Below are 23,514 nucleotides of genomic sequence, written 5' to 3'. Positions count from 1 at the left end.
CCCCCGTCCAGCCAGGGCTTTTTCATGCCCTGATTCCGTCCCCCGAGGTGCCCGGGACGTCGACAGCGGCTGAAATGGGCGTAGGGAGAATTCCGGATCCGCTGCCGGCGAGGAGCCCTGTGCCATGACCCAAGCGATAAAACTGCTGACCGCCCTGCCCCAGGCCCAGCGCGAACGGCTGATGGAACTCGCGCACGAGGTCTCGTTCGCCGAGGACTCCAGGATCTTCGACGCGGGCGGCACGGCCGACCGCTTCTGGGTCGTCCGCTCCGGCGCCGTCTCGCTCGACCAGCAGGTCACCCCGCAGCAGCGGGTCACCGTGGCCAGTCTCGGCGCCGGCGATCTGCTCGGCTGGTCGTGGCTGTTCCCGCCGTACACCTGGGATTTCGGCGCGGAGGCGTTCAGCGCGGTGCGGGCCTACGAGTTCGACGCGGCGGCCGTGCTCGCGCTGTGCGTGGAGGATCCGCTGCTCGGGCTCTCCCTGGTGCGGATCGTCGCGGAGATCCTCGCGCACCGGCTGGAGCTGACCCGGAGCAAGCTGATGGAGCACTACGCGATCCATCGGCCCGTCTGAGCCCGCTCAGATGCGGTAGCGGCGCAGCGCCGGGACCGTGAAGGCGAGGGTCAGCATGATGACCACGACCAGGATGCCGCCGCCGGCGACCGCCGTGCGGGGGCCGAAGGCCGAGCCCGCCGTGCCGTGCAGGACGTCGGCGAGGCGGGGGCCGCCCGCGACGACGACGGTGAAGACGCCCTGCATACGGCCGCGCATCTCGTCGGTGGCGGCGGACAGCAGGATCGCCCCGCGGAACACCATGGAGACCATGTCGGCGACCCCGGCGGCGGCGAGGAACACCACGCCGATCCACAGATTGCCGCTCAGCCCGAACCCGGTGATGGCCGCGCCCCAGGCGACGACCGCGCCGATCACCATCCAGCCGTGTCGCCGCGCCCGCGAGAACGTGCCGGAGAACAGCCCGCCGACCACCGCCCCGATGGGGATCGCCGCGAACAGCATGCCGAGGGCGAGGCCCTCGCCGTAGGGCGCGTAGGTCTGGGCGGCGAGCTGCGGGAACAGGGCGCGGGGCATGCCGAAGACCATCGCGATGATGTCGGCGAGGAAGGACAACAGCAGCACTTTGTGCAGCGCGATGTAGCGGAACCCGGCGGCGACCTCGCGCCAGCCCGCGCGGCGCGGGGTCGCCGACTCCAGGGGCGGCAGCGAGGGCAGCCGGACGACCGCCCAGAGCGTGACGCACAGGGCCAGCGCGTCGATGAGATACAGCTCGGGCAGGCCGATGACCGGGATGAGGGCGCCCGCGAGGAGCGGTCCGACGACCTGGCCGGTCTGCATCACGGTCGAGCCCAGCGCGTTGGCGGCGGCCAGTTGCTCGCCGGGGACCAGGCGGGCGATGGAGGCGTTGCGGGCGGGCGCGTTGAGGCCCCAGAAGGCCTGCTGCATCGCGAGCAGCAGCATCAACGCGGCCACGGATTCGAGGCCGGTGACGGCCTGGAGCCAGAACAGCACCGAGGTGACGGCGATGCCGCTGTTGGTGATCAGGAGCAGTTTGCGGCGGTCCATGCTGTCGGCGAGCGAGCCGCCCCACAGCGCGAACACGATGAGCGGCAGCAGTCCGGCCATGCTGGCGGCGCCGACCCAGGCGGAGGAGCCGGTGATGTCGTAGATCTGCTTGGGTACGGCGACGGCGGTGAGCTGGCTGCCGACGGCCGTGACGATGGTCGAGGACCACAGGCGGCGGTAGGCGGGGATGCGCAGCGGGCGGGTGTCCATCGCCCAGCGGCGCCAGCCGCGCCGGGGGCCGGCGGCGGGCACTGCGTCCTTCTCCGTCCCCGCCTCGGGTTCGGTGCCGCTGTCGGTGCTCTCGCTGGTGTCCACTGGCTTCCTGGTTGCTCGCTACATCTAATCGACCGGGTTCACTATCGCAGCACCGGCTGTGGCCGCCGCATCCGGTATCTCACGCACCGGCGACGAGAGTTGCGCCGAGGCCGATCATCGTGGCGGCGACCAGACCGTCCAGGATCCGCCAGGCCGAGGGTCTGGCGAGGAAGCGGCTGAGCAGACGGGCACCGAAGCCGAGCGCGGTGAACCAGCACAGGCTGGCACACACGGCGCCGAGTCCGAAGGTCCAGCGCAGCGGGCCGCGGTCGGCGGCGATCGAGCCGAGCAGGAACACGGTGTCCAGGTAGACGTGCGGATTCAGCCAGGTCATCGCCAGACAGGTGAGGACGGCCCGGCGGCGCGAGCCGGTCGACTCGCCCTCGGTGCTCAGCGCGGCGGGGCGGAAGATCCGGCGGGCGGCGAGCACGCCGTACACGAGCAGGAACGCCCCGCCGATCAGGCCGACCGCCCTCAGCGCGCCCGGCCACGCGACGACGATCGCGCCGACTCCGCCGACGCCCAGCGCGATGAGCAGCGCGTCGGACAGGGCGCAGATGCCGACCACGGCGAGGACCGCCTCGCGGCGGATGCCCTGGCGCAGGACGAAGGCGTTCTGGGCGCCGATGGCGACGATGAGCGAGAGGCCGGTGCCGAAGCCGGCGGCCGCCGCGGAGAGGGCGTTGGTCACGCCTCGACGCTAGGGACTCCGGCATCGGGAGTACAGCTAAAGATTCTTACGTAACATTAGCGCTCGTGATGGTTTCGGAGTTGCCTCTCGACCAGGTGCGGACGCTGCTCGCGGTGGTGGACGAGGGCACGTTCGACGCGGCGGCTACCGCCCTGCATGTGACGCCCTCGGCGATCAGCCAGCGGGTGAAGGCCCTGGAGCAGCGCACGGGCCGGGTCCTGCTGTTGCGCACCAAGCCGGTGCGGACGACGGAGTCCGGCGAGGTGGTCGTGCGCTTCGCCCGCCAACTGGCCCGCCTGGAACGGGACGCACGCGCCGAGTTGGGCATGAGCGAGGCGGGCGAACCGACCCGGGTCTCGGTCGCGGTGAACGCGGACTCGCTCGCCACCTGGTTCCTGGGCGCGCTCACCCAGGTCCCGCGCGAACTCCGGGTCTGCTTCGAACTCCGCCGCGAGGACGAGGACCACACGGCGGCCCTGCTGCGCGAGGGCCTGGTCATGGCGGCGGTCACCTCGTCACCGGACGCGGTACCGGGCTGCTCGGTCCGGGCCCTGGGCCGGATGCGCTATCTGCCGGTGGCGAGCCCGGAGTTCAGGAAGACCTGCCTCGCCGGCCCACTGCGGGACGCGCTGCCGGAAGCACCGGTGGTGACGTTCGACCGTCTCGACGACTTTCAGGACTCCTTCGTACGGCGGCTGCGGCGGGGGCAGGGCGGGGCGAGTCCGGTACGTCATCTCGTGCCGACCTCGGAGGGCTTCGTGGCCGCCGTCGCCGCCGGACTGGGCTGGGGCATGGTCCCGGAGATGCAGGCCGCCGAACTGCTGGACGCGGGGCGGCTGGTGAACTTCGCGCCGGAGCGGTCGGTCGACGTACCGCTGTACTGGCAGCAGTGGAAGCTGGATTCGCCCGCGCTGGCGGCGGTGGCTGAGTCGGTCGCGAGGGTGGCGGCGGGGGTGTTGCGGGACTAGGGCCGGGAGTCCGGCTGTGCTGCCTGTGTGGCGAGCCGACCCCCTTGACTCCTGCCGACCCGCACTCGCCGCTAAGGGAGCCCCGCCCTCAACTGCGCCGCCGCGCTGTCCAGCAGCATCTCCAGTGCCGTCGGATACGCGCTGTCGACCATGCGGGACGCCAGGAGGGGAGCCGCCTCGGAGATACGGGGGTGGGTGGTGCGGGGCAGGCGGGCGTACGTCGAGCGCCACATGGCCTCGTCCGCGCGGAGCGACGCGCTCGGCAGGGCGAGGGACGCGGCGTCGAGGGCGGCGAAGGCCAGGGTCTGGTCGATGAACGCGTGGTAGATCCGCACGGTGTCCGGCAGGGGGAAACCCGCCGTGCGCAGGACGTCCAACACGGCCTCGTCGGCGGCCAGTTCGTTGGCCCGGCCGGTGACCCGGCTCGCCGTGAGCTGGGCCGCCTGTGGGTGGGCCACGTACGCCGCGTGGATGCGCAGGCCGATCGCGCGCAGGTCGGTGCGCCACTCCCCCGTCGGCTCCCAGCCCCGCAGCGCCTGTCCGACCAGGGCGTCGCCGATGGCCAGGGTCAGCTCGTCCATGCCGCGGAAGTAGCGGTAGAGCGTGCTGGGGTCGGCGTCCAGGGCGAGGCCCAGGCGGCGGGCGGTCAGGCCCGCGCTGCCGTGTTCGCGCAGCATGCGCAGGGCCGTGTCGACGATCAGTTGCTCGGACAGGACGGCGCCGCTCTTGGTGGGACGGCGCCTGCGTCGTTTCTCCTCGGACACCACCGGTTTCGGCATCGCGGTCTCCTCGTGTCTCCTCGCGTGTCCTTATGCCAACGCCATTGACCTTAGCCGCACGACCGGCGTTGTATCGCCAGTGGGATATCGGCAGTGAAGGAGTTCTTGCCATGCGTGTACTGCTCGTGGGAGCCGGTGGTGTGGGGACCGCGGTCACCCGGATCGCGGCCCGGCGTCCGTTCTTCGACGCGATGGTGGTCGCCGACTACGACCTGGCGCGGGCGGAGGCGGCGGTCGCCGCGCTCGGGGACGCCGGCGTCCGGTTCCGCGCCGAGCGGCTGGACGCGAACGACGAGGAGGCCGTCGTGGCGGCGCTGCGCGCGCACGAGTGCGATGTGCTGCTGAACGCGACCGACCCGCGTTTCGTCCTGCCCCTGTTCCGTGCGGCGCGGGCCGCCGGGGCGAACTATCTCGACATGGCGATGTCGCTGTCCCGGCCGCACCCGGAGCGGCCGTACGAGGAGTGCGGGGTCAAGCTCGGCGACGCGCAGTTCGAGGACGCGGCCGACTGGGAGAAGGCGGGCGCGCTGGCGCTCGTCGGGATGGGCGTGGAGCCCGGACTCTCCGACGTGTTCGCGCGGTACGCCGCCGATGAACTCTTCGACGAGATCGAGGAGATCGGCATCCGCGACGGCGCGAACCTCACCGTCGACGGCTACGACTTCGCGCCCTCCTTCAGCATCTGGACCACGATCGAGGAGTGCCTGAACCCGCCGGTGGTCTACGAGGCCGACCGCGGCTGGTTCACCACGGAACCGTTCAGCGAGCCCGAGGTGTTCGACTTCCCCGAGGGCATCGGCCCGGTCGAGTGCGTGAACGTGGAGCACGAGGAGGTGCTGCTCGTCCCGCGCTGGGTCGACGCGAAGCGGGTCACCTTCAAGTACGGGCTCGGCAACGAGTTCATCGACACCCTGAAGACCCTGCACCTGCTGGGACTTGACCGTACCGAGCCGGTCACCGTGCCGAGCTCCACGGGCCCCGTCGCCGTGTCGCCGCGCGACGTCGTCGCTGCCTGTCTGCCCGACCCCGCGGCGCTGGGCGACCGGATGCGCGGCAAGACCTGTGCGGGCACGTGGGTACGCGGCACGAAGGACGGGGCGCCGCGCGAGGTGTACCTGTACCACGTGGTCGACAACGAGTGGTCGATGGCGGAGTACGGCTCCCAGGCGGTGGTCTGGCAGACCGCGATCAACCCGGTGGTCGCCCTGGAGCTGCTGGCCACGGGGGCGTGGACCGGCTCGGGTGTGCTGGGCCCGGAGGCGTTCCCGGCCGGCCCGTTCCTGGACCTGCTGACGGAGTACGGGTCGCCGTGGGGCCTGCGGGAGCAGTGACCTGCTCCAACTCCCTTGGGGAAGCGCCTAAATGAGTGGGCGTCAATCCCCCTCCGGAGGAGCGGAGTTGGGCAGCCGCAGCGTGAACACGGAACCGGCGCCCGGTTCGCTCGCCACCTCGACCGTGCCCTCGTGCGCGGCGACCAGGTCGCGGACGATGGAGAGGCCCAGGCCGCTGCCTCCGGTGCGGCGGCTGCGGGACTGGTCGGCGCGCCAGAAGCGTTCGAAGACGTGCGAGAGGTTCTCGGGCGCGATGCCGGTTCCGGTGTCGGCTACGGTCAGGACGATGTCGTCACCGTCGCGCCACGCGGTCAGGGTGACGGTGCCGTCGGCCGGTGTGTGGCGCAGCGCGTTGGACACGAGGTTGCCGAGCACCTGGCGCATGCGTACCGGATCCGCCTCAAGCCAGAGGGAGTTGTCCGTCTTGCCGGTGAGGGCGACCCCGGCGGTGTCGGCGGAGACACGGTACGCGGCGACGATCTGGTCGACGAGGTCCTCGACGCGCACGGGTTCGCGGTGCAGGCGCAGGGTGCCGGCGTCGGCGGCGGCGAGGTCCTGGAGGTCGTCGATGACCCGCTGGAGGACCATCGCCTCCTCGTGCAGGGAGCCGAGCAGCGCCGGGTCGGGTTCGACGAAGCCGTCCCGGGTGACCTCCAGCCAGCCGCGGATGTTGGTGAGCGGGCTGCGGAGTTCATGCGCGATGTCGCTGACCATGGCCTTGCGTTGGGCCTCCATGCGTTCCCGGCGCTCGGTCAGGTCGTTGAACGCCTCGGCCAGGATGCCCGTCTCGTCCCTGGTCCGCACCGGCACCCGGACGTGCAACTCCGGTGGCTGCTGGGCCGCTTCGGTCAGCGCGCGCAGGGGGCGTACGAGTCTCGTGGCGACAACCGCGGTCACCAGGACCGTGAGCGCCAGTACGGCCGCCGCCGCGCCGACGACCTTGGCCTTGTTCGCCGGGGAGACGTCGAAGCGGGGCGCGGTGGTGTCGCCACCGCCGAGGAACAGTTCGGCCACCGGCGCCACGTAGGGGTCGAGTTGGGCGCGGCGGGCGTTGTCGGTGCAGGCCTCCGCCTTGCGTGTGGCGGCCGCGTCGCCCAGCTTGTTGTACGCGCCCGTGACGTAGCGGGAGCCGAGGCTCTTGTCGAAGACGTCGACGCCGAAGTAGGGGACCTTGAAGGTCACACCGCCCTGCAGCATGCAGGGCTGGGCGCTCACGATCAGCTTCTTCAGCGCCTTGTTCTCGGTGGCGGTCGGGGTGTTGAGCTTCCCGTCGGCGCACTGCGTGGGCACATAGCCGTTGGCGTCGTTGCCGTCCGCGTCGGTGAGGACGGGACGGCCGCTCGGTGTCATCGTGATGGTCGTGTCGATACCGGCCTGGGCGAAGCACGCGCGCCGCTCCTTGGCCAGCCCCATCAGCCGGGCGCGCTCCTTCGCGGTCACCCGGTACGGTCCGACGACCCGGGGGTCGAGGCCGCTGAGCTGTGCGCCCGGTTCCGTGTAGGTGTCGGTGTGCAGTGGGTCGACGCCGGCGGCCGCTCGGGGCGGCAGGGAGGTGCCGTGCGGCGCGGAGTCGGCGATGAGGGTGCGGTCGGAGGTGGTGAGGGCGATACGCCGGCCCATCTTCTTGGACAGGGCGCGGACGGTGGGCGCGACGCCCTTCCAGTCGGGGTGGGTCGCGGCGTATCCGCTGAGCTGCGCGAGGATACGCATGTCGTCGGCGAGATCCTGGCCCTGCTCCTCCCGGATGGCCCTCGTGGTGGTCTCCACCGCGAGCCAGGCCGTCGCGCCGACCGAGCAGAGCGCGATCAGCACGGTGGCGACGAGCAGCCGGACCAACAACCGCTTGCGCAGCGGTATCCGGGGCCTCACGCGCGATCACCGCGCAGTTTGTAGCCGACGCCGAACACGGTCAGCAGCCGGACCGGCCGCCTCGGGTCGGCCTCGATCTTCCGGCGCAGGTTCATGATGTGGACGTCGACCGCCCGTTCCGTGGACGCCCGGTCCAGGCCCCGGGTGTACTGGAGCAACTGCCGCCGGGAGAAGACCCGTTCGGGCTCCGCGGTCATCGCCAGCAGGATCTCGAACTCGGCCGGCGTGCAGTCCACCGGCGCCCCGTCGCAGCGCACCTCGTGCCGTACCGCGTCGACGGACAGGCCCGCGGCCCGTACGACGACGGTCTCCTGCCGGTCCTCGGTGCCGCGGCCGCTGCGCCGCAGCACCGTGCGGATGCGGGCCATCAGCTCGCGCGGGCTGTAGGGCTTGGTCATGTAGTCGTCGGCGCCGAGTTCCAGGCCGAGCAGGACGTCGTCCTCGGTGGAGCGGGCCGTGAGCATCAGGACGGGGATGTCGTCCTCGCCGCGCAGCACCCGGCACACCCCGAAGCCGTCGATCACCGGGAGCATGAGGTCGAGCACCACGAGGTCGGGTCGCAGGCTCCGGGCGGCCGCGATGGCGGCGGCCCCGTCGTGGACCACGGTCGCGGTGTGGCCTTCCGTCAGCAGGGAGCGTCGTATCAGCTCGGCCTGCATCTCGTCGTCCTCGGCGACCAGCACATGTGCGCACACCTGGCGGATCCTAGGCGGTCAGTGGCCGAGGGCGGCGGCGTCGCCCATGACAATCACGGGGTGCCGGGCCGGGTCGAGGGTGCGCAGGAGTTCCTTCATGTGGCCCTCCGCGATGCTGACGCAGCCGTGGGTGGGGCCGCCGTGGTCGACGTGGATCCAGATGCCGCCCCCGCGCGAGGAACCGAGGGGGCGGGTCCAGTCGAGGGGTGAAGTGCCGGGCTGCCGGTTGTAGTTGATGGCGATCACATAGTCGAAGGACCCGGCGAGGGGTTCGCCCTCGAAGCCGGTGCCGGGCGAGACGAAGCCCGACCCGTGGTCGTACGACAGCTTGGTGCCGGGGTCCTTGAGCAGCCCGCCCGCGTCCGTGAGCGAGTAGACACCGATCGGTGAGCGCAGATCACCGGCCATGTGGTGGTCCGACCAGCCCTTGAGCGCGTTGTGCGCGGACCAGCTCGCGGTCCGCTGCCAGCCGTCGTCGGTGCGCTCGTACAGGGCGAGGGTGGCGAGGGGGGAGTTCGCGGCCCGGCCGGTCACCAGGACGACCTGCTCGCTGGCGGCCGGTATTCGAGCCAGCATCTTGGGGCCCACGCCCGGGAGTTGGCGAGGCGCCGCCTCGGCGGACACCGCCGACGAGGGCGAGGGAGACGAGGACGCGGGAGCGGGGACGGGATCGGACGTGTGGTCCGTGGCCGCCACCGCACCGCCGCCGCAGCCCGTGAGGAACAGGGATGCGGCGACGAGTGCGACCGGGGACATACGAGTGATCATGAGTCGACGATGACCGACACATGTGAGGAACTCGTCAGCTCCTACGGCAGAGTCGGCTTGCCTTTCGTGTAGAGCCAGACGTGGAACAGGACGTCCACCTTCTTCACGGCCTCCTGCCCCGCTTTCCGCTCCGCAAGGCTGATGAACTGTGCGGTCGTCCCGTGCCCGTGGCGGTGCCCGCTCGCCCAGGCGCGCAGGATCGTGAAGAAGGTCTTGTCGCCCACGGCCAGGCGCAGTTCGTGCAGGGCCATCGCCCCGCGCGCGTACACGGGCGTGCCGAAGATGTTGGCGCCGCTGCCCGGGTCGCCGGGCGGGAACGCCCACAGGTCGTCGGTCGCCTTGCGGGCGTACAGCGCGTCGAAGGTCTGCTGGGCGGTCTTGCCGCCGTGCTGCTCGCTGTAGAGCCACTCCGCGTAGGTCGCGAAGCCCTCGTTGAGCCAGATGTCCTTCCAGGAGGTCAGCGACACGGAGTCCCCGAACCACTGGTGGGCGTTCTCGTGCACGAGGGTGCTGAGGTCGGGCGCCGAGTCGTAGAGCGGCCGCCCCTGCGTCTCCAGCGCGTACCCGACGTCCGGGGCGTGGTCGACGATCGACCCGGCCGAGCGGAACGGGTACGGGCCGAACAGCTTGCTCTCCCACTCCAGGACGGAAGGCAGCTTCTTCAGCACGGGCGCGGCGGCGGTGGCCTCACGGGGGTCGACGGCGTTGTACACCTTGATGCCGTCCTTGGTGGTGTACTGCTCGACCTTGAACTTGCCGACCGTCGCGGTGGCGAGGTAGGCGGCCATCGGCTCCGGCGCGTGCCAGCGGAACGTGGTCTTCCCGTGAACCGTCTTCTGCCCGAGGAGAACGCCGTTCGCGACCGCGGTGCGACCCTGCGGGACCGTGATCGTGAAGTCGTACGACGACTTGTCCTTGGGGTGGCTGTTCGCCGGGAACCAGGTCATCGCGCCCTGCGGTTCGCCGGCCACGAAGGCGCCGTCGTCGGTGGCGATCCAGCCGTCCGCCGAGCCGTCCGGGTCGGTGACCTGCTTCGGGACGCCGTTGTAGGTGACGGTGACCTGGAACCGCTGGCCCTTGCGCACGGCGTGGCGCGGGGTGACGACGAGTTCCTGGCCGTCGCGGCGGAAGTCCGCCTTGGCGCGGTCGACGGTGAGGCCGGTGACCTTGAGGCCCTTGAAGTCGAGGTCGAAGCGGGTGAGCTTCTCGGTGGCCCGGGCGGTGAGAACCGCCTTGCCGTCGAGGTGGCGGCTCGTCGGGTCGTAGCGGAGCGTCAGGTCGTAGTGGGCCACGTGGTAGCCGCCGTTCCCGGAGAGCGGGAAGTACGGGTCGCCCGCGCCGGCCGAGCCGATCGTCGTGGCGCCGGCGGGGGTGGCGGCCGCGAGCAGGGCCGCGAGGGCGACGGGGACGGTGGCGACGACGGCGCTGCGTCTTGTGGACTGCTGCCGGAGGTGCGTCACATGCGCTCCTACTGGGTGAGGGGGGTGATCATCCGACTCAGAGACTAGGCCGCGCGCTCCCTCGGAATCCCTCTTGTTAAAGCAAACTTGTCGGGCGGAGACGCCGGCACCCGTTCGGTCCCCTGTTCGCTCCGGGCCGTCGCCGTAGTTGACTTGTAGGCGTTCACGACCAACGATCCCGTCCCGAGGCGAAGGGTGGAAACGCGGCTCGAGGTGCGATAGACGACCGTTCCCGCAAGCCGGCTGATCGGCGTCGGGCAGTTGGCCGAGGGGCGATGCCATGACCGGTAGGGCACCACTGCGTGTGCCGGTGGGGCGCGACGCCCATCGGTGGAACACCATTCACGGCGAACGAACCCTCGTGGTGGCCGCGCGTACGGTCACCTCGACCGTCCGTGTCCTCGAGGCGCTCCCGGCGCTGCTGCGCGGCGACCACCGCGTCACCGTCGCCTTCGCGCACGACCCGACCTCGGCCTTCGACTCCGGTGTCCTGAGCATCTGGCCGCCTCCCGCTCGATCAGCAGGCACGACCAGGACAGATATGCGCTGATGTCCTCCACGCGTGCCGAACACGCCCGGGACAGCGGCCTGTTCGAGCAGGAGATCGTCCTCGTCCTTGAGCCTGACGGGCCGCCCGCAGCGTAGGCGGTGCCGGCACCCGTCCAGTCGTCGACCGTGCGGCCCTCGCCGCCCTTGCCGGCGTGGTCGAGGAAGTCGACGATGCCGCGCAGCTTGGCGTTGTTCAGGCCGGTGGCCGCGAGCGCGTAGGCGCCGTCGATGGTCAGGCCGAAGTCGGCGCGGGAGGTACCGGGTCCGGCCGTGTAGTACTGGCCCTGACGGAGGTTGGCGGCATGGGTGAGGTAGGCGACGCCCTTCTTGAGGTCGGGGCCGTCGCCGGGGTCTGTCAAGGGTGGTGCGCTGGTGGGCGGTTGGGTCGGCTCGGTCTGCTTCGCCGTCAGGACGGTCAGGTCGGTGAGCACTCCGGCGAGCACGGCGGGAGGCGTCGGATACGGCGCCGGATCGGTGGCGCCCTCCTCGAACCCGAAGCCACCGCCGTGGAGCGGAGGTGCTGGCGCGCCTTCTGCACGGTGTGTCGGTCGGGGCGGCGGTGACGGCGGCGGAGGCACGGCCGTTGCGGGACGCGCCCGGGTGACGCGGGGCGGGCACGGGCAGGTCGGCGGCGGTGCACCCTCGGGTCGTGGCCGCCGTTGCGGACCGGCGGTGGCTGCCGGTCCGGGAGCCGGGACACGGCGGTCCGGCCGCCGCTCATCGTGTACCCGGTCTCGGCCGCAAGCCTCTCGCCCGCAGCAGGGCGGCGCCGAGGAAGTGGTCTCGGGACGTGCCGGCCAGGGGATCCGGTCGGCTACTCGTAGCGGTACTTGAGCGAGTCCGCTTCCGTCTGCTCGATGTCGGCGATCGTCAGTTCCGGCATCCGCAGTTGGGCCAGTGTCACCTCGGCCGAGGTCGGCTGGGCGTCCGCAGGCAGCCACTGCTCCGGCTTCCAGGCCCCGCTGCGCAGCAGCGACTTGGGGCAGTGCGGGTAGACCTCCTCGATGCCCACGACCAGTGCGCTGGCCGGCGGCTTGCCCACGGCGGTCAGCTGGGAGAGCAGGTCGGGGCGGGTGGAGACCACGGCCCTGCCGTTCACCCTGAGTGTCGTGGTCCGTCCCGGGATGACGAACAGCAGCCCGGCCCGTCCGGTGGCCACGACGTTCTGGAGGGTGTCCAGACGCTTGTTGCCGGTCGCGTCCGGTATCGCCACCGTCCGTGCGTCCAGGACGGCCACGAAACCGGCGGGGCCGCCGCGCGGGGAGACGTCGCAGTTGCCCTCGGCGTCCGCGCTGGCGACCAGGACGAGCGAGGAGCATCCGATCAACTGCCGGGTCTGCTCGGTGAGTTCGGTCATCTGCTTGCGCAAGGCCGTGTCACGCGGGAGTTCGTAGACCCGGCGCAACGCCTCCTGGTCACGTACGGCATCGAGATGAAGCGAGTCGAACGCACTGCCGGCAAGTGATGTCGTCATGCGTCCGAGCCTATGCCGCCGACCTGCGCGGGGCCTCCGAGATTTTCATCGCCGCAGGTCAGCGGCGAGCGCTCGCACGGGCGCGGGGTCAGCGGTGCTCCTGGCCCGGCAGGGGTGCGTCCGTCAGGAACAGGTCGTGGGTCTCGACGGCGTCCTGATCGATCTCGGGGGTGACCGCGCGACTACACCTCGATGTGCCAGCCCATGATGATCGTCCGGTCGCGGGGCAGGCCGAAGTGCTCGGCGGCGTCGGCCGTGATGTGGGAGGTGGCGATGAACAGGCGTTTGCGCCAGGGGGCCATCGTGGGTGCCTGGCCGCGTCGGAGTTCGATCGTCGACAGGAAGTAGGACGCGTCGTCGAGCAGCAACGGCCCCTCGGTGTCGGCCGGGTCGAGCAGAGCGAGCGTGCCGGGCACGTCCGGTGTCTCCATGTAGCCGAAGCGAGCGGTGACATGGACGATCCCGTCGTCGGCGTAGCCGAGGCCGTCGACGACGATCCGCCGGTCGGCCGGGACGCGGGGCACCGTCTCGGTCTCGATGGAGAGGATCACGACCTGCTCGTGCCGTACGTGGTTGCGCTCCACGTTGGCCCGCATGGCCAGCGGTGCCGTCCGCTTGCCCCGGTTGAGGAACACGGCGGTGCCGGGCACCTGGAGCACCGGCCGTTCCCCGCTGCGGAGTTGGTCGACGAACTCGCGGAGGGAGCCCTCGTGCTCGGCCCGTTCCGCGGTGACGACCTCGCGGCCGCGCTGCCAGGTCGTCATGACGGTGAACGCGGTGATGCCGATCAGCAGCGGCAGCCACGCGCCGTGGACCAGCTTGGTCAGGTTGGCCGCCACGAACAGCAGGTCGACGGTGAGCAGCAGGATCGCGCCGGTGGCGATCAGCCACAGGGGCGTGCCCCATTTCGCGCGGGCGACGTAGAAGAACAGCAGGGTGGTGATGGTGATGGTGCCGGTGACCGCCATGCCGAACGCGAAGGCCAGTGCCGCGGAGCTGCGGAACGCGAAGACCAGGGTGAGGACCGAGACCATGAGCAGCCAGTTGATCCAGGGGACGTAGATCTGGCCGATGGTGGACTCGGAGGTGTGCGCGATCCGCAGCCTCGGCAGATAGCCGAGCCGGGCGGCCTGGGAGGCGACCGAGTAGGCGCCCGTGATGACCGCCTGGGAGGCGATCACGGTGGCCGCCGTGGCGAGCAGGACCATCGGCCACCGTCCCCAGTGGGGTACGAGCAGGAAGAACGGGCTGCTGATGTTGGACGAGTCGGCGAGGATCAGCGCGCCCTGGCCGAAGTAGCTGAGGACGCAGGCGGGGAAGACGAGGAACAGCCAGCCTCGGGTGATGGCCCGGCGGCCGAAGTGCCCCATGTCCGCGTAGAGGGCCTCCGCGCCGGTGACCGCGAGCACCACCGCGGCGAGCGCGAAGAAGGCGGTGCCGATGTGGCCGAAGAGGAAGCCCAGCGCGTAACTCGGCCACAGCGCCCGGAGGATGGCCGGGTGGTCGGCGATGCCCACGACTCCGCACGCGCCGATCGCGACGAACCAGAGGATCATGATCGGCCCGAAGATCCGGCCCACCGCCGCGGTCCCCCGACGCTGCACCACGAACAGCACCACGATGATCACCGCGGTGATCGGCACGACCGCGTCGTCCAGCGACGGCTCGACGACCTTGAGCCCCTCGACCGCGGACAGCACCGAGATCGCCGGCGTGATCATGCTGTCGCCGAAGAACAGCGACGCGCCGAAGATGCCCAGCGCGGTCAGCGCGACGGCGGCCCGCCGCCCCCGTTGCGAACTCCAGCGCCCCACCAGGGTGATGAGCGCCATGATGCCGCCCTCGCCCTCGTTGTCGGCGCGCATCGCCAGCAGTACATAAGTGACCGTGACGATGACCATCACGGACCAGAAGACGAGGGACACCACCCCGTACACGTTCTGCGTGCTGACCGGGACCGGGTGCGGATCGCTCGGGCTGAACACGGTCTGGAGGGTGTAGATGGGGCTGGTCCCGATGTCCCCGAAGACCACGCCGAGCGCGCCGATCACGACCGCGAGCCGCACCGCGTCCCGCGCGCCCGCCGGACGGGCCTGTGGCGGCCCCGCCGCGGGCGCCTCGTCCGCTGCGGCCCCGTGCCCATGATCGGTCATGGTGATCCTCCCTTCGCGGACCGCGTTACCGCAGGCCCGGTGCGTCGGGGCGGACACTACCCATGCGCCGGTGCAGTCGCCCGCAGGTGCACGCCACTTCGCCTCGGGACGTGTCGCTCGACACCCTTGTCCAGGTCGGGTCGCGCCGCCCCCGTGCCCGTGCCCGCCCCGACGTAGGCTCACCGCATCACCGCCACCCGAGGGAGCCCCGCCCGTGACCGTCCGAGTGCGCCGTGTCTACGATCCGCCCGAGCCCGAGGACGGTGTGCGCGTCCTGGTCGACCGGCTGTGGCCGCGCGGCCTGTCCAAGGAGGCGGCCCGGGTGGACGAGTGGCCCAAGGCCCTGACCCCGTCGACCGAACTGCGCCGCTGGTACCACGCGGGAGAGGGGTCCTACGACGAGTTCAGCAGCCGCTACGAGGCCGAGCTCGCCGATCCCGAGGCGGCTCAACTCCTGCATACCTTGCGGAACTTGGTCCGGATGGGTCCGGTGACCCTGGTCACGGCGGTCAGGTCGCCGCAGGAGAGTCACGCCTCGGTGCTGGCCCGCCTCCTGTCGTAGTGAAGTGAGGAGGCGGGCCGTCCGTCACCGTCAGGCCGTCTGCTTGGCCGCCGCGCGTCCGGCCGCGCGGCCCGAGAAGAGGCAGCCGCCGAGGAAGGTGCCCTCGAGGGCGTTGTAGCCGTGCACTCCGCCGCCGCCGAAGCCGGCGACCTCGCCCGCGGCGTAGAGCCCGCCGATCGGCTTTCCGTCGGCGGCCAGCGCGCGGGAGTCGAGGTCGGTCTGGATGCCGCCGAGGGTCTTGCGGGTGAGGACGTGCAGCTTGACGCCGATCAGGGGGCCGGCCGCCGGGTCGAGGATGCGGTGCGGGGTCGCGACCCGGCCGAGGCGGTCGCCGATGTAGCGGCGGGCGTTGCGGATGCCCTGGATCTGGGAGTCCTTGCTGTAGGGGTTGGCCATCTGGAGGTCGCGGGCCTCGATCTGGCGCCGCACCACGGCCGCGTCGAGGAGCGGCTTGTCGGTCAACTGGTTCATCTTGTCGACCAGTTGCTCCAGATTGCCGGCGGTCACGAAGTCCGCGCCCTTGCGCAGGAAGGCGTCCACCGGACCCGGCGCGCCCTTGCCGAGCAGCCGGTCGCGCAGCACCGCCTTCTTGTCCTTGGCGGTGATGTCGGGGTTCTGCTCGGAGCCCGAGAGCGCGAACTCCTTCTCGATGATCTTCTGGGTGAGGATGAACCAGGAGTGGTCGTGCTCCGCCAGGTCCTCGGTGGTGCGCAGGTACTTGAGGGTGTTGAGGGTGTCGTAGCCCGGCAGGCAGGGGTCGGGCAGCCGGCGGCCGAGGGCGTCGAACCACAGGGAGGACGGGCCGGGCAGGATACGGATGCCGTGGCCGGGCCAGACCGGGTTCCAGTTCTGCAGGCCCTCGGTGTAGTGCCACATGCGGTCGCGGTTGACCAGGCGTACGCCCGCCTCCGCGCTGATGTCGAGCATCCGGCCGTCGACGTAGGCGGGGACGCCGGTGACCATCTCGGCGGGCGGGGTGCCCAGGCGCTCGGGCCAGTAGCGGCGGACGATGTCGTGGTTGGCGCCGATGCCGCCGGTGGTGACGACGACGGCCTGCGCGGTGAGTTCGAACTCGCCGATCGCCTCGCGGCTGGAGGAGACGCCCCGGGCGGCGTTGTCCTCGGCGAGGACCGTGCCGCGGACGCCGCGCGCCTCGCCCTCGGCGACCACCAACGCGTCGACCTGGTGGCGGTGGTAGAAGGTGAGGAGTCCGTCGCGGGCGGCCTGCCTGGCGTAGTCCACGAAGGGTTCGACGACTCCGGTGCCGGTGCCCCAGGTGACATGGAAGCGGGGGACGGAGTTGCCGTGTCCGTGGGCGCGCAGGTCGCCGCGCTCCGCCCAGCCGACGGTGGGCAGCAGCTTGATGCCGTGGCTCTCCAGCCAGGGCCGCTTCTCGCCGGCCGCGAACTCGACGTAGGCGCGCGCCCAGCGCACCGCCCACGCGTCCTCGTCGTCGACGCGGTCGAAGCCGGCGCTGCCCTGCCAGTCGCTCCAGGCCAGGTCGAAGGAGTCCTTGATGCCGAGGCGGCGCTGCTCCGGCGAGTCGACCAGGAACAGCCCGCCGAAGGACCAGAACGCCTGGCCGCCGAGGTTGGCCGCGTTCTCCTGGTCGACGAGCGCGACCCGGCGTCCCTGACTGGTCAGTTCATGGGCCGCGACCAGCCCGGCCAGACCGGCTCCGACGACGATGACGTCCGCATCCATGGCGACGTTGCCCTTCTCGAGTTGGTTGTCATTCAAGGGTGTTGCTGCCGTCGGTCAGCAGCGCGGTGAGGAGTTGCTTGAGCCAGACACGGGCGTGCTCCACGTCCTTGTCCAGCAGCAGTTGGGTGGTGACTCCGTCGTACGCGGCGACCACGGCGTACGCCGCCGCGTCCAAGTCGCCGAGCACGGCGGGGAGTTCGGCGAGGCCCCGGGCGCGGGCGAGCCGGTGCGCGATCGCCCCGCGCAGCCGGGCCCGGTGTCCCAGCAGGGTCTGCGCCACGGCGGGGTCCCGGGCCGCGTGCACCAGGAAGTCGGTCTTCACCAGGAGCCAGTCCAGGTCGAGGAGCAGCACGTCGGTGACGCGGTCCACGGCGGCCGGGACGTCGAGGTCGGGCCCGTCGAGGGCGAGCGCGCCGGCCACCTGCTCGGCGATCAGGTCGGCCCGGTCCTGGTAGAGCGCGAAGAACAACTCGTCCAGGCTGCCGAAGTTCGAGTAGAAGGCGCCCCTGCTGTAGCCGGCGGCCTCGCAGACCTCCTCGATGGAGACCCGGCCGAAGCCCTTCGCGGCGAACACGGCGAACGCGGCGTCCAGCAGGTTGGCGCGCGTGCGGACCCGGCGCCTGGTCACACGCTTGGTCGTCGCCTCCGCCACCATGTCCGGACCTCCGCGTCCCGTTGTTCGATACGTGAATGTATCCGATACACGGGTGTATCCAAAGGGGGTCCGCATCGAATGGGAACAGATATTCGAATAAGGAGTACGCTGGCCCCATGACCGCGCACCACCTCCAGGCCTCCCTCTTCGACCAGACCGACCAGCTCCGCCTCGGCCCCCTCGACGGGATACGCCGTACGGCACTGGGGCTCGGCGCCTGGATCGACGTGCTGCCCGGGTGGCTCGGCGGCGCCGACGCCCTGTTCGAGGAGCTGGCCGCCGAGGTGCCGTGGCGCGCCGAGCGCCGTCAGATGTACGACCAGGTGGTGGCCGTACCCCGACTGCTCGCCTACTACGGCGCGGACGACGCGCTGCCGCACCCGGTGCTGGCCGAGGCCCGGGACGCGCTCTCGGCTTACTACGCACGGGAGTTGGGCGAGCCCTTCAGTACGTCCGGGCTCTGCTACTACCGGGACGGCCGGGACAGTGTCGCCTGGCACGGGGACCGGATCGGGCGGGGTGCCCGCGAGGACACGATGGTGGCGATCCTCTCCGTGGGCGCGCCCCGCGATCTGCTGCTGCGTCCACTGCGCGGCGGCGAGTCGCTGCGGCGCCCGCTGGGGCACGGCGACCTGATCGTGATGGGCGGCTCCTGCCAGCGGACCTGGGAGCACTGCGTCCCCAAGACCACCCGCGCCACGGGACCGCGCATCAGTGTGCAGTTCCGCCCGCACGGCGTGCACTGAGGCGGAGAGGCGGCCGCTTCGGAAGGCACGCGGGGGCCGCCCCCGGCGGACGGCGCCGGAGGCGGCTTCCCCCGCGCGAGCCAGGACCGTGCGCGTCTGGTTGGCTGGACCCCGAACTGCACCACCGGGCAAGGGACGATCATGCGGGCTGAAGTACGCCAAGTCGCCGACAACACCTATCTGGTGCACGGCAACAACACCAACTGGGTGATCCTCACCGACGGCGACAGCGCCACCCTGGTGGACACCGGATACCCGGGGGACCGCCAGCTCCTGCTCGACTCCCTTGAGCAGGTGGGGAGTTCACCCAAGGCGGTCACGGCGGTGCTGATCACCCACGCCCACAACGACCATCTCGGTTCGGCGGAGTATCTGCGCGACGCCTATGGCATGCCGGTGTACCTGCACGAGGCCGAAGTGCCGCACGCGCGGCGGGAGTTCCTCCAGCAGGTGACCGTCGGGGACGTCCTGAAGAACATCTGGCGTCCGGGAGTCCTGCCGTGGATGGTGCACACGATTCGCGTGGGAGGCACCGAACAGCATCCCGTCGCCGTCCCCCGGGCATTCGCGGGTGCGGGCCCGCTCGACCTGCCGGGCCGGCCCGTCCCCGTGCACACCCCCGGCCACACCAGCGGGCACTGCGTCTTCCATCTCCCGGACAGCGGGATCGTGATCTCCGGGGACGCCCTGGTGAGCGGCCACCCCACCTCACGGATCAAGGGACCGCAGCTGCTCCCCGACATGTTCCAGCACGAGCGCGACCGTGCCGTGGCCTCCCTGAACATACTCGAAGGACTGGACGCCGACACCCTGCTGCCGGGCCACGGCCCCCTGCACACCGGTCCGGTCCGTGAGGCGGCACAGCGCGCCCGCGAACACGCGATCTAAGGTCATCGCATGGCACTGCAGATCAACGCGACCAACCCGGAGCATCCGGTCCTCCTGCTGGAGCTGCCCTGGGACGTTCCCCTGGAGGAGTGGCCCGAGGAGTACCTGGTGCCGCTGCCGCGCGGCATCTCCCGCCACGTCGTGCGCTACGCCCGCGCCGGCAGCGAGGTCATAGCCGTCAAGGAACTCGCCGAACGGCCCGCCCTGCGCGAGTACGAACTGCTGCGCGACCTGGACCGCCTCGGCATCCCGGCCGTCGACCCGCTCGCCGTGGTCACCGGCCGGGCCGACGCGGACGGCGAGCCGCTGGAGCCGGTGCTCATCACCCGGCACCTGGGCGGCTCGATGCCGTACCGCTCGATGTTCGAGACGACCCTGCGCCCGGCCACCATGCACCGGCTGATGGACGCGCTGGCCGTGCTGCTGGTGCGGCTGCACCTGGCCGGGTTCGCGTGGGGCGACTGCTCGCTGTCCAACACGCTGTTCCGGCGGGACGCGGGCGCGTACGCCGCGTATCTGGTGGACGCGGAAACCGGCGATCTGCACCCGAGGCTGAGCGACGGACAGCGGGACTACGACCTCGATCTCGCCCGGGTGAACATCAGCGGGGAGCTGCTCGACCTGGAGGCGTCCGGGGCGCTGCACCCCTCCGTCGACCCGATCGAGTTCGGCCAGGAGATCTGCGCCCGCTACCAGGGGCTGTGGGAGGAGCTGACCCGTGTCTCGGTGTACCCGGCGGGCAAGCACCACTTCATCGAACGCCGGATCCGGCGCCTGAACGAACTCGGCTTCGACGTCGCCGAGATGCAGATCGAGCACTCCTCCAACGGCGACACGGTCACCTTCGTGCCCAAGGTCGTCGACGCGGGCCACCACCAGCGCCAACTGCTGCGCCTGACCGGCCTGGACGCGGAGGAGAACCAGGCCCGGCGGCTCCTCAACGACCTGGAGAGCTGGATGGCCACCCAGGACGACTACGCACCGGGCGATCCCCTCGCCGCCCGGCCCGAGGTGCTCGCGCACCGGTGGGTGCGGGACGTGTTCCGGCCGACCGTGCGGGCCGTACCGCTGGAGCTGCGCGGGTCGATGGACTCGGCGGAGATCTACCACGAGCTGCTCGAACACCGCTGGTACCTGGCCGAGCGGGCCCAGCACGACATCGATCTGGGCACGGTGGTGGAGGACTACCTCAAGAACATCCTGCCGAAGGTGCGCGAGAGCCTGGAGCCGGCCGCGCCCGAGTGAGGCGGCTCGGTCCGTGACCCGGCTCAGTCCGTGCCCCGGTTTCAGTCCGCGGCGGGGGCCGCCGTGGTGCCGCGGACGACCAGCCGGGGCGGGACGACCTGCTCGCCGTCCGGTACCTCCTCCCCGTCCAGCCGGGCGATGGCGCGGCCGACGGCGAGTTCCGCGAGGCGCGGGACGTCCTGCGCGACGGTGGTGAGGTCGATGTGGGCGAGCCGGGACAGGCTGGTGTCGTCGAAGCCGACCACGGAGATCTCGCCGGGGACGGTGACGCCCGCTCGCAGGAAGGTGTCGAGGACGCCGGTGGCGCACCGGTCGTTGAACGCGAGGACCGCGCCGGGCCGGGGGCGCTCCGCGACCAGGGTCCTGGCGGCCCGCGCGCCGTCGTCCTCGGTGAGCCCGCCGGGCAGCACCCGGACATGGTCGTCGAGGCCGTGACGGCGCATCGCGGTGCGGTAGCCGCGGCGGCGGTCAGCGGCGCCGGGTGCCCGGCCGCCGTCGATGTGGGCGATGGCTCGATGGCCGAGCGCGACGAGGTGGTCCACGGCCTGCCGGGCGCCCTGCTCGTCGTCGGTGCGGACGACGTCCACGGCCGGCGGCGCGGGCCGCAGCCGCCGCGCCACGGAGACCACCGGCACCTGGGTCGCGAGCTGGGCGAGGCGGGCCGCCGGGACCTCGGGGCCGAGCAGGACGAGCGCCTCGCACCGGTCGGCGAGCAGCGCCTCCACTGCCTGCCGCTCACCGCGCGTGGGCGCGACCGCGCTGAGCGCGACCTGGTAGCCGGCGGGTTCGGCGGCGGCGTAGATGCCCTCCACCAGGTCGGTGTGGAAGGGATGGCGCAGCCCGAACTGCACGCCGAGCAGGCGGGAGCGGTTGCTGCGCAGCACCCTGGCCCGCGTGTCGGGCCGGTAGCCGATCTCCTCGGCGGCCTTGAGCACCCGCTCACGGGTGGTGGCGCTCGCGCCGTAGGCCCCGCGCATCACGATCGAGACCAGCGCCACGGAGACTCCCGCCCGGGCCGCGACATGGGCCAGGGTGGGCCGCTTGCCGTCGGGGAGCGCGGGGGTGGCCGGCACGGATGTCCTTTCCGGAGGCACGGGACGAGCTGTTCGTTCCGCGCATCGTAGCTGTTCCGGAGGTTCCTGCAACGTTCTAGAAACATGCCACGCGAACTCTTGACACGCGGATCGGGCGGTGGCGTACTACTGCCATCTAGAACGTTCTAGAAGAGGGCGAGCAGTCATGTACACGTTGGCGGTCTGTGCCGAGATGGTCTTCCGGGACCTGCCGATCCACGAGCGGGCGCGGCGCATCCACGAAGCCGGTTTCCAGGTCGAGATCTGGGACTGGACCCGGCACGACCTGGACGCGCTCACACGGACCCCGGCCGAGTTCTCGTCCATGACGGGCTACATCCGGGGCAGCCTCACCGACGAGGCGGGCGCCGCCGAACTCCTGCGCACCGCCGAGGAGTCGGTCAAGGCCGCCGATCAACTGGGTTGCCCCCGGCTGAACTTGCACGGCACCGGGCTCGACTCCGAAGGTCTGCCGGTGGTTCCGGTGACCGGTGAGCCGACGGGCGCGATGTGGATCGCCGCCCACCGCACCCTGACCCGCCTCGCCGAGCTGGGCGAGAGCGCGGGCGTCACCTTCACGCTGGAGAACCTCAACGCGGCGGTCGACCACCCGGGTGTACCGTTCGCGACGGCCGCCGACACCCTGGCCCTGGTCAAGGCGGTGGACCGGCCGGGCCTGCGCATGAACCTGGACCTCTACCACGCCCAGATCGGCGAGGGGAACCTCATCGAACTGGTCCGCCGCGCCCACGAGTCGGACCTGATCGGCGAGATCCAGGTGGCCGACGTCCCCGGCCGCCAGGAGCCCGGCACCGGCGAGATCAACTACCCGGCGATCGCCCGCGCCCTCGCCGACATCGGCTACGACGGCACGGTCGCGATGGAGGCCTGGGCCTCGGACGGCGACAGCGAACGCGCCCTGGACCGCTTCCGCACCGCGTTCACGGTCTGACCCGCCCCGGCATCACTCGGCACCGAGGAGACCCCCCATGACCACCCAACTGCCCCTCGCCATCGGCCTCGTGGGCGCGGGCCGCATGGGCTCCTTCCATGCCGAGACCCTCGCCCGCCGCCTCCCCGGTGTCCGGCTGGCCGCCGTCGCCGACCCCGCTCCGGGCGCGGCGCGGCGCCTGGCCGACCGGCTCGACTGCCCCACGGCGTACACCGAGATCGGCGACCTGCTCGCGGACCCGGCGGTCGACGCGGTGGTGATCTCGACTCCGGCCCGCACCCACGCCGACCTAGTCGAGGTCGCGGCCCGCGCGGGCAAGGCCGTCTACTGCGAGAAGCCGATGGCGACCACCCTCGCGGACGCCGACCGCGCGATCGGGGCCGCCGCCGAGGCGGGCGTACCGCTCCAGGTCGGCTTCAACCGCCGCTACGACGCCGGGTTCCGGGCCGCGCACGAGAAGGTGGCCGCGGGCGCGATCGGCACCCCGCAGCTCCTGCGCTCGCTCACCCGCGACCCGAAGCTGGCGGACCCCTCCCGCATCCCGCCGTGGACGATCTTCCTGGAAACCCTCATCCACGACTTCGACACCCTGCGCTACCTCAACCCCGGTTCCGAACCGGTCGAGGTCTTCGCCATGGCAGACGCGCTGGTCCGCCCCGACTTCAAGGACCGCGGCCTCCTCGACACGGCCGTGGTCACGATCCGCTTCGACAACGGCGCCCTCGCCACCGCCGAGGCCAACTTCCAGGCGGTGTACGGCTATGACGTGCGCGGCGAGGTCTTCGGCTCGGCGGGCATGCTCACGCTGGGCGACATCCGGCGCACCCATCTGACGTCCTACGGCGCGGACGGCATCGCGGCCGAGACGATCACCTACGACCAGGACCTGTTCCACGACGCGTACGTCGCCGAGCTGGCCGACTTCGCCGACAGCGTCCGCACGGGACGTACCCCGTCGGCGACCGGCGCGGACGCCCGTGCCGCGCTGACCATCGCGCTCGCGGCGATCCGGTCGGTGGAGAAGGGTGTTCCGGTCCGCGTCGAGGACGTCTGAG

22 protein-coding genes and 2 pseudogenes are annotated in these 23,514 nt (G+C 71.4%); 11 read left to right on the top strand and 13 right to left on the bottom strand.

Annotation, left to right across the window (positions count from 1 at the left end; genetic code table 11):
- The first annotated feature begins 124 nt into the window (after positions 1 to 124).
- On the top strand, positions 125 to 574 hold the full coding sequence (locus tag JHN63_RS06040; RefSeq protein ID WP_200677640.1) for a cyclic nucleotide-binding domain-containing protein: 450 nt from the start codon (positions 125 to 127) through the stop codon (positions 572 to 574).
- 6 nt (positions 575 to 580) lie between these two features.
- Here the strand turns inward: JHN63_RS06040 and JHN63_RS06035 are convergent, their stop codons facing one another.
- Both JHN63_RS06035 and JHN63_RS06030 read right to left on the bottom strand, forming a co-directional pair.
- Positions 581 to 1,897 (bottom strand): MFS transporter, encoded by a 1,317-nt coding sequence (locus JHN63_RS06035; RefSeq protein WP_200677639.1) that lies wholly within the window; start codon positions 1,895 to 1,897, stop codon positions 581 to 583.
- 79 nt (positions 1,898 to 1,976) lie between these two features.
- Positions 1,977 to 2,588, bottom strand: a complete 612-nt coding sequence (locus JHN63_RS06030; RefSeq protein WP_200677638.1) for a LysE/ArgO family amino acid transporter — start codon at positions 2,586 to 2,588, stop codon at positions 1,977 to 1,979.
- Between the two features lie 68 nt (positions 2,589 to 2,656).
- Here JHN63_RS06030 and JHN63_RS06025 point away from each other — a divergent pair, with 68 nt between their 5' ends.
- Positions 2,657 to 3,556, top strand: coding sequence for a LysR family transcriptional regulator ArgP (locus JHN63_RS06025; RefSeq protein ID WP_200677677.1), 900 nt, complete (start codon positions 2,657 to 2,659; stop codon positions 3,554 to 3,556).
- 71 nt (positions 3,557 to 3,627) lie between these two features.
- Here the strand turns inward: JHN63_RS06025 and JHN63_RS06020 are convergent, their stop codons facing one another.
- Positions 3,628 to 4,335 carry a TetR/AcrR family transcriptional regulator gene (locus JHN63_RS06020; protein WP_200677637.1) on the bottom strand — a complete coding sequence of 236 codons (708 nt, stop codon included), beginning with the start codon at positions 4,333 to 4,335 and terminating at the stop codon, positions 3,628 to 3,630.
- Between the two features lie 110 nt (positions 4,336 to 4,445).
- On the opposite strand from JHN63_RS06020, the gene JHN63_RS06015 reads away from it, so the two are divergent.
- On the top strand, positions 4,446 to 5,666 hold the full coding sequence (locus tag JHN63_RS06015) for a saccharopine dehydrogenase family protein (protein ID WP_200677636.1): 1,221 nt from the start codon (positions 4,446 to 4,448) through the stop codon (positions 5,664 to 5,666).
- Between the two features lie 42 nt (positions 5,667 to 5,708).
- Here JHN63_RS06015 and JHN63_RS06010 read toward each other — a convergent pair whose 3' ends face one another.
- The 4 genes from JHN63_RS06010 to JHN63_RS05995 are packed head-to-tail and all read right to left on the bottom strand — an operon-like array spanning position 5,709 to position 10,458.
- On the bottom strand, positions 5,709 to 7,535 hold the full coding sequence (locus JHN63_RS06010; RefSeq protein WP_200677635.1) for a cell wall metabolism sensor histidine kinase WalK: 1,827 nt from the start codon (positions 7,533 to 7,535) through the stop codon (positions 5,709 to 5,711).
- Positions 7,532 to 8,230, bottom strand: coding sequence for a response regulator transcription factor (locus tag JHN63_RS06005; RefSeq protein WP_200677634.1), 699 nt, complete (start codon positions 8,228 to 8,230; stop codon positions 7,532 to 7,534). Before JHN63_RS06005 ends, JHN63_RS06010 begins: the two co-directional genes overlap by 4 nt.
- A gap of 18 nt (positions 8,231 to 8,248) precedes the next feature.
- The gene (locus JHN63_RS06000; RefSeq protein WP_200677633.1) at positions 8,249 to 8,998 is read right to left on the bottom strand and encodes a L,D-transpeptidase family protein; all 750 of its coding nucleotides are present in this window, start codon (positions 8,996 to 8,998) and stop codon (positions 8,249 to 8,251) included.
- Between the two features lie 41 nt (positions 8,999 to 9,039).
- Entirely contained in the window at positions 9,040 to 10,458 is a 1,419-nt protein-coding gene (locus tag JHN63_RS05995) for a M1 family metallopeptidase (RefSeq protein WP_200677632.1), read from the bottom strand.
- A gap of 280 nt (positions 10,459 to 10,738) precedes the next feature.
- On the opposite strand from JHN63_RS05995, the pseudogene JHN63_RS54580 reads away from it, so the two are divergent.
- Together JHN63_RS54580 and JHN63_RS54575 are read left to right on the top strand one after the other, a co-directional pair.
- Positions 10,739 to 10,957: pseudogene (locus JHN63_RS54580) on the top strand (hypothetical protein); the annotation flags it as partial.
- Positions 10,958 to 11,007: 50 nt separating this feature from the next.
- The gene (locus JHN63_RS54575; RefSeq protein ID WP_374222897.1) at positions 11,008 to 11,103 is read left to right on the top strand and encodes a hypothetical protein; all 96 of its coding nucleotides are present in this window, start codon (positions 11,008 to 11,010) and stop codon (positions 11,101 to 11,103) included.
- Here the strand turns inward: JHN63_RS54575 and JHN63_RS05985 are convergent.
- From JHN63_RS05985 to JHN63_RS05975, 3 genes and pseudogenes are all read right to left on the bottom strand, one after another.
- Positions 11,079 to 11,519, bottom strand: a pseudogene (locus JHN63_RS05985) (peptidase); the annotation flags it as partial. The gene JHN63_RS54575 and the pseudogene JHN63_RS05985 sit on opposite strands and share 25 nt — an antisense overlap.
- Before the next feature lie 302 nt (positions 11,520 to 11,821).
- Complete coding sequence (locus tag JHN63_RS05980) at positions 11,822 to 12,481, bottom strand: MSMEG_1061 family FMN-dependent PPOX-type flavoprotein (protein WP_200677631.1); 660 nt, start codon at positions 12,479 to 12,481, stop codon at positions 11,822 to 11,824.
- Positions 12,482 to 12,663: 182 nt separating this feature from the next.
- Positions 12,664 to 14,634 (bottom strand): potassium transporter Kup, encoded by a 1,971-nt coding sequence (locus JHN63_RS05975; RefSeq protein ID WP_200677630.1) that lies wholly within the window; start codon positions 14,632 to 14,634, stop codon positions 12,664 to 12,666.
- Positions 14,635 to 14,848: 214 nt separating this feature from the next.
- On the opposite strand from JHN63_RS05975, the gene JHN63_RS05970 reads away from it, so the two are divergent.
- On the top strand, positions 14,849 to 15,196 hold the full coding sequence (locus JHN63_RS05970; protein ID WP_200677629.1) for a DUF488 domain-containing protein: 348 nt from the start codon (positions 14,849 to 14,851) through the stop codon (positions 15,194 to 15,196).
- Between the two features lie 30 nt (positions 15,197 to 15,226).
- Here the strand turns inward: JHN63_RS05970 and JHN63_RS05965 are convergent, their stop codons facing one another.
- Positions 15,227 to 16,900 (bottom strand): FAD-binding dehydrogenase, encoded by a 1,674-nt coding sequence (locus tag JHN63_RS05965; RefSeq protein ID WP_200677667.1) that lies wholly within the window; start codon positions 16,898 to 16,900, stop codon positions 15,227 to 15,229.
- A 28-nt stretch (positions 16,901 to 16,928) separates the two neighbouring features.
- Positions 16,929 to 17,555, bottom strand: coding sequence for a TetR/AcrR family transcriptional regulator (locus JHN63_RS05960; protein ID WP_200677628.1), 627 nt, complete (start codon positions 17,553 to 17,555; stop codon positions 16,929 to 16,931).
- Between the two features lie 116 nt (positions 17,556 to 17,671).
- Between JHN63_RS05960 and JHN63_RS05955 the strand changes: the two genes are divergently transcribed.
- The 3 genes from JHN63_RS05955 (at position 17,672) to JHN63_RS05945 (ending at position 20,434) form a co-directional block, all read left to right on the top strand.
- Positions 17,672 to 18,301, top strand: a complete 630-nt coding sequence (locus JHN63_RS05955) for an alpha-ketoglutarate-dependent dioxygenase AlkB (protein WP_200677627.1) — start codon at positions 17,672 to 17,674, stop codon at positions 18,299 to 18,301.
- A gap of 141 nt (positions 18,302 to 18,442) precedes the next feature.
- Complete coding sequence (locus JHN63_RS05950) at positions 18,443 to 19,189, top strand: MBL fold metallo-hydrolase (RefSeq protein ID WP_200677626.1); 747 nt, start codon at positions 18,443 to 18,445, stop codon at positions 19,187 to 19,189.
- A gap of 9 nt (positions 19,190 to 19,198) precedes the next feature.
- Positions 19,199 to 20,434 carry a DUF4032 domain-containing protein gene (locus tag JHN63_RS05945; protein ID WP_200677625.1) on the top strand — a complete coding sequence of 412 codons (1,236 nt, stop codon included), beginning with the start codon at positions 19,199 to 19,201 and terminating at the stop codon, positions 20,432 to 20,434.
- A 41-nt stretch (positions 20,435 to 20,475) separates the two neighbouring features.
- Here the strand turns inward: JHN63_RS05945 and JHN63_RS05940 are convergent, their stop codons facing one another.
- Positions 20,476 to 21,507: a LacI family DNA-binding transcriptional regulator gene (locus JHN63_RS05940; protein WP_200677624.1), complete on the bottom strand. Its 1,032-nt coding sequence runs from the start codon at positions 21,505 to 21,507 to the stop codon at positions 20,476 to 20,478.
- Between the two features lie 166 nt (positions 21,508 to 21,673).
- On the opposite strand from JHN63_RS05940, the gene JHN63_RS05935 reads away from it, so the two are divergent.
- Both JHN63_RS05935 and JHN63_RS05930 read left to right on the top strand, forming a co-directional pair.
- A complete protein-coding gene (locus tag JHN63_RS05935) occupies positions 21,674 to 22,459 on the top strand; it encodes a TIM barrel protein (protein WP_200677623.1) in 786 nt (261 codons plus the stop codon).
- 37 nt (positions 22,460 to 22,496) lie between these two features.
- Positions 22,497 to 23,513, top strand: a complete 1,017-nt coding sequence (locus tag JHN63_RS05930; RefSeq protein WP_200677622.1) for a Gfo/Idh/MocA family oxidoreductase — start codon at positions 22,497 to 22,499, stop codon at positions 23,511 to 23,513.
- Position 23,514 lies beyond the last annotated feature (1 nt).

The sequence above is a fragment of the Streptomyces sp. MBT65 genome (genome assembly GCF_016612545.1).
Classification (GTDB): domain Bacteria; phylum Actinomycetota; class Actinomycetes; order Streptomycetales; family Streptomycetaceae; genus Streptomyces.
This window is presented reverse-complemented; position numbering and strand designations above follow the sequence as displayed.

What these genes read in the sequence shown, in the direction of transcription:
- JHN63_RS06040 (WP_200677640.1), top strand. Translation starts at nt 125, where the DNA reads ATGACCCAAGCGATAAAACTGCTGACCGCCCTGCCCCAGGCCCAGCGC.
- JHN63_RS06025 (WP_200677677.1), top strand. Translation starts at nt 2,657, where the DNA reads ATGGTTTCGGAGTTGCCTCTCGACCAGGTGCGGACGCTGCTCGCGGTG.
- JHN63_RS06020 (WP_200677637.1), bottom strand. Translation starts at nt 4,335, where the DNA reads ATGCCGAAACCGGTGGTGTCCGAGGAGAAACGACGCAGGCGCCGTCCC.
- JHN63_RS06015 (WP_200677636.1), top strand. Translation starts at nt 4,446, where the DNA reads ATGCGTGTACTGCTCGTGGGAGCCGGTGGTGTGGGGACCGCGGTCACC.
- JHN63_RS06000 (WP_200677633.1), bottom strand. Translation starts at nt 8,998, where the DNA reads ATGATCACTCGTATGTCCCCGGTCGCACTCGTCGCCGCATCCCTGTTC.
- JHN63_RS54575 (WP_374222897.1), top strand. Translation starts at nt 11,008, where the DNA reads ATGTCCTCCACGCGTGCCGAACACGCCCGGGACAGCGGCCTGTTCGAG.
- JHN63_RS05980 (WP_200677631.1), bottom strand. Translation starts at nt 12,481, where the DNA reads ATGACGACATCACTTGCCGGCAGTGCGTTCGACTCGCTTCATCTCGAT.
- JHN63_RS05975 (WP_200677630.1), bottom strand. Translation starts at nt 14,634, where the DNA reads ATGACCGATCATGGGCACGGGGCCGCAGCGGACGAGGCGCCCGCGGCG.
- JHN63_RS05965 (WP_200677667.1), bottom strand. Translation starts at nt 16,900, where the DNA reads ATGGATGCGGACGTCATCGTCGTCGGAGCCGGTCTGGCCGGGCTGGTC.
- JHN63_RS05960 (WP_200677628.1), bottom strand. Translation starts at nt 17,555, where the DNA reads ATGGTGGCGGAGGCGACGACCAAGCGTGTGACCAGGCGCCGGGTCCGC.
- JHN63_RS05955 (WP_200677627.1), top strand. Translation starts at nt 17,672, where the DNA reads ATGACCGCGCACCACCTCCAGGCCTCCCTCTTCGACCAGACCGACCAG.
- JHN63_RS05950 (WP_200677626.1), top strand. Translation starts at nt 18,443, where the DNA reads ATGCGGGCTGAAGTACGCCAAGTCGCCGACAACACCTATCTGGTGCAC.
- JHN63_RS05945 (WP_200677625.1), top strand. Translation starts at nt 19,199, where the DNA reads ATGGCACTGCAGATCAACGCGACCAACCCGGAGCATCCGGTCCTCCTG.
- JHN63_RS05935 (WP_200677623.1), top strand. Translation starts at nt 21,674, where the DNA reads ATGTACACGTTGGCGGTCTGTGCCGAGATGGTCTTCCGGGACCTGCCG.
- JHN63_RS05930 (WP_200677622.1), top strand. Translation starts at nt 22,497, where the DNA reads ATGACCACCCAACTGCCCCTCGCCATCGGCCTCGTGGGCGCGGGCCGC.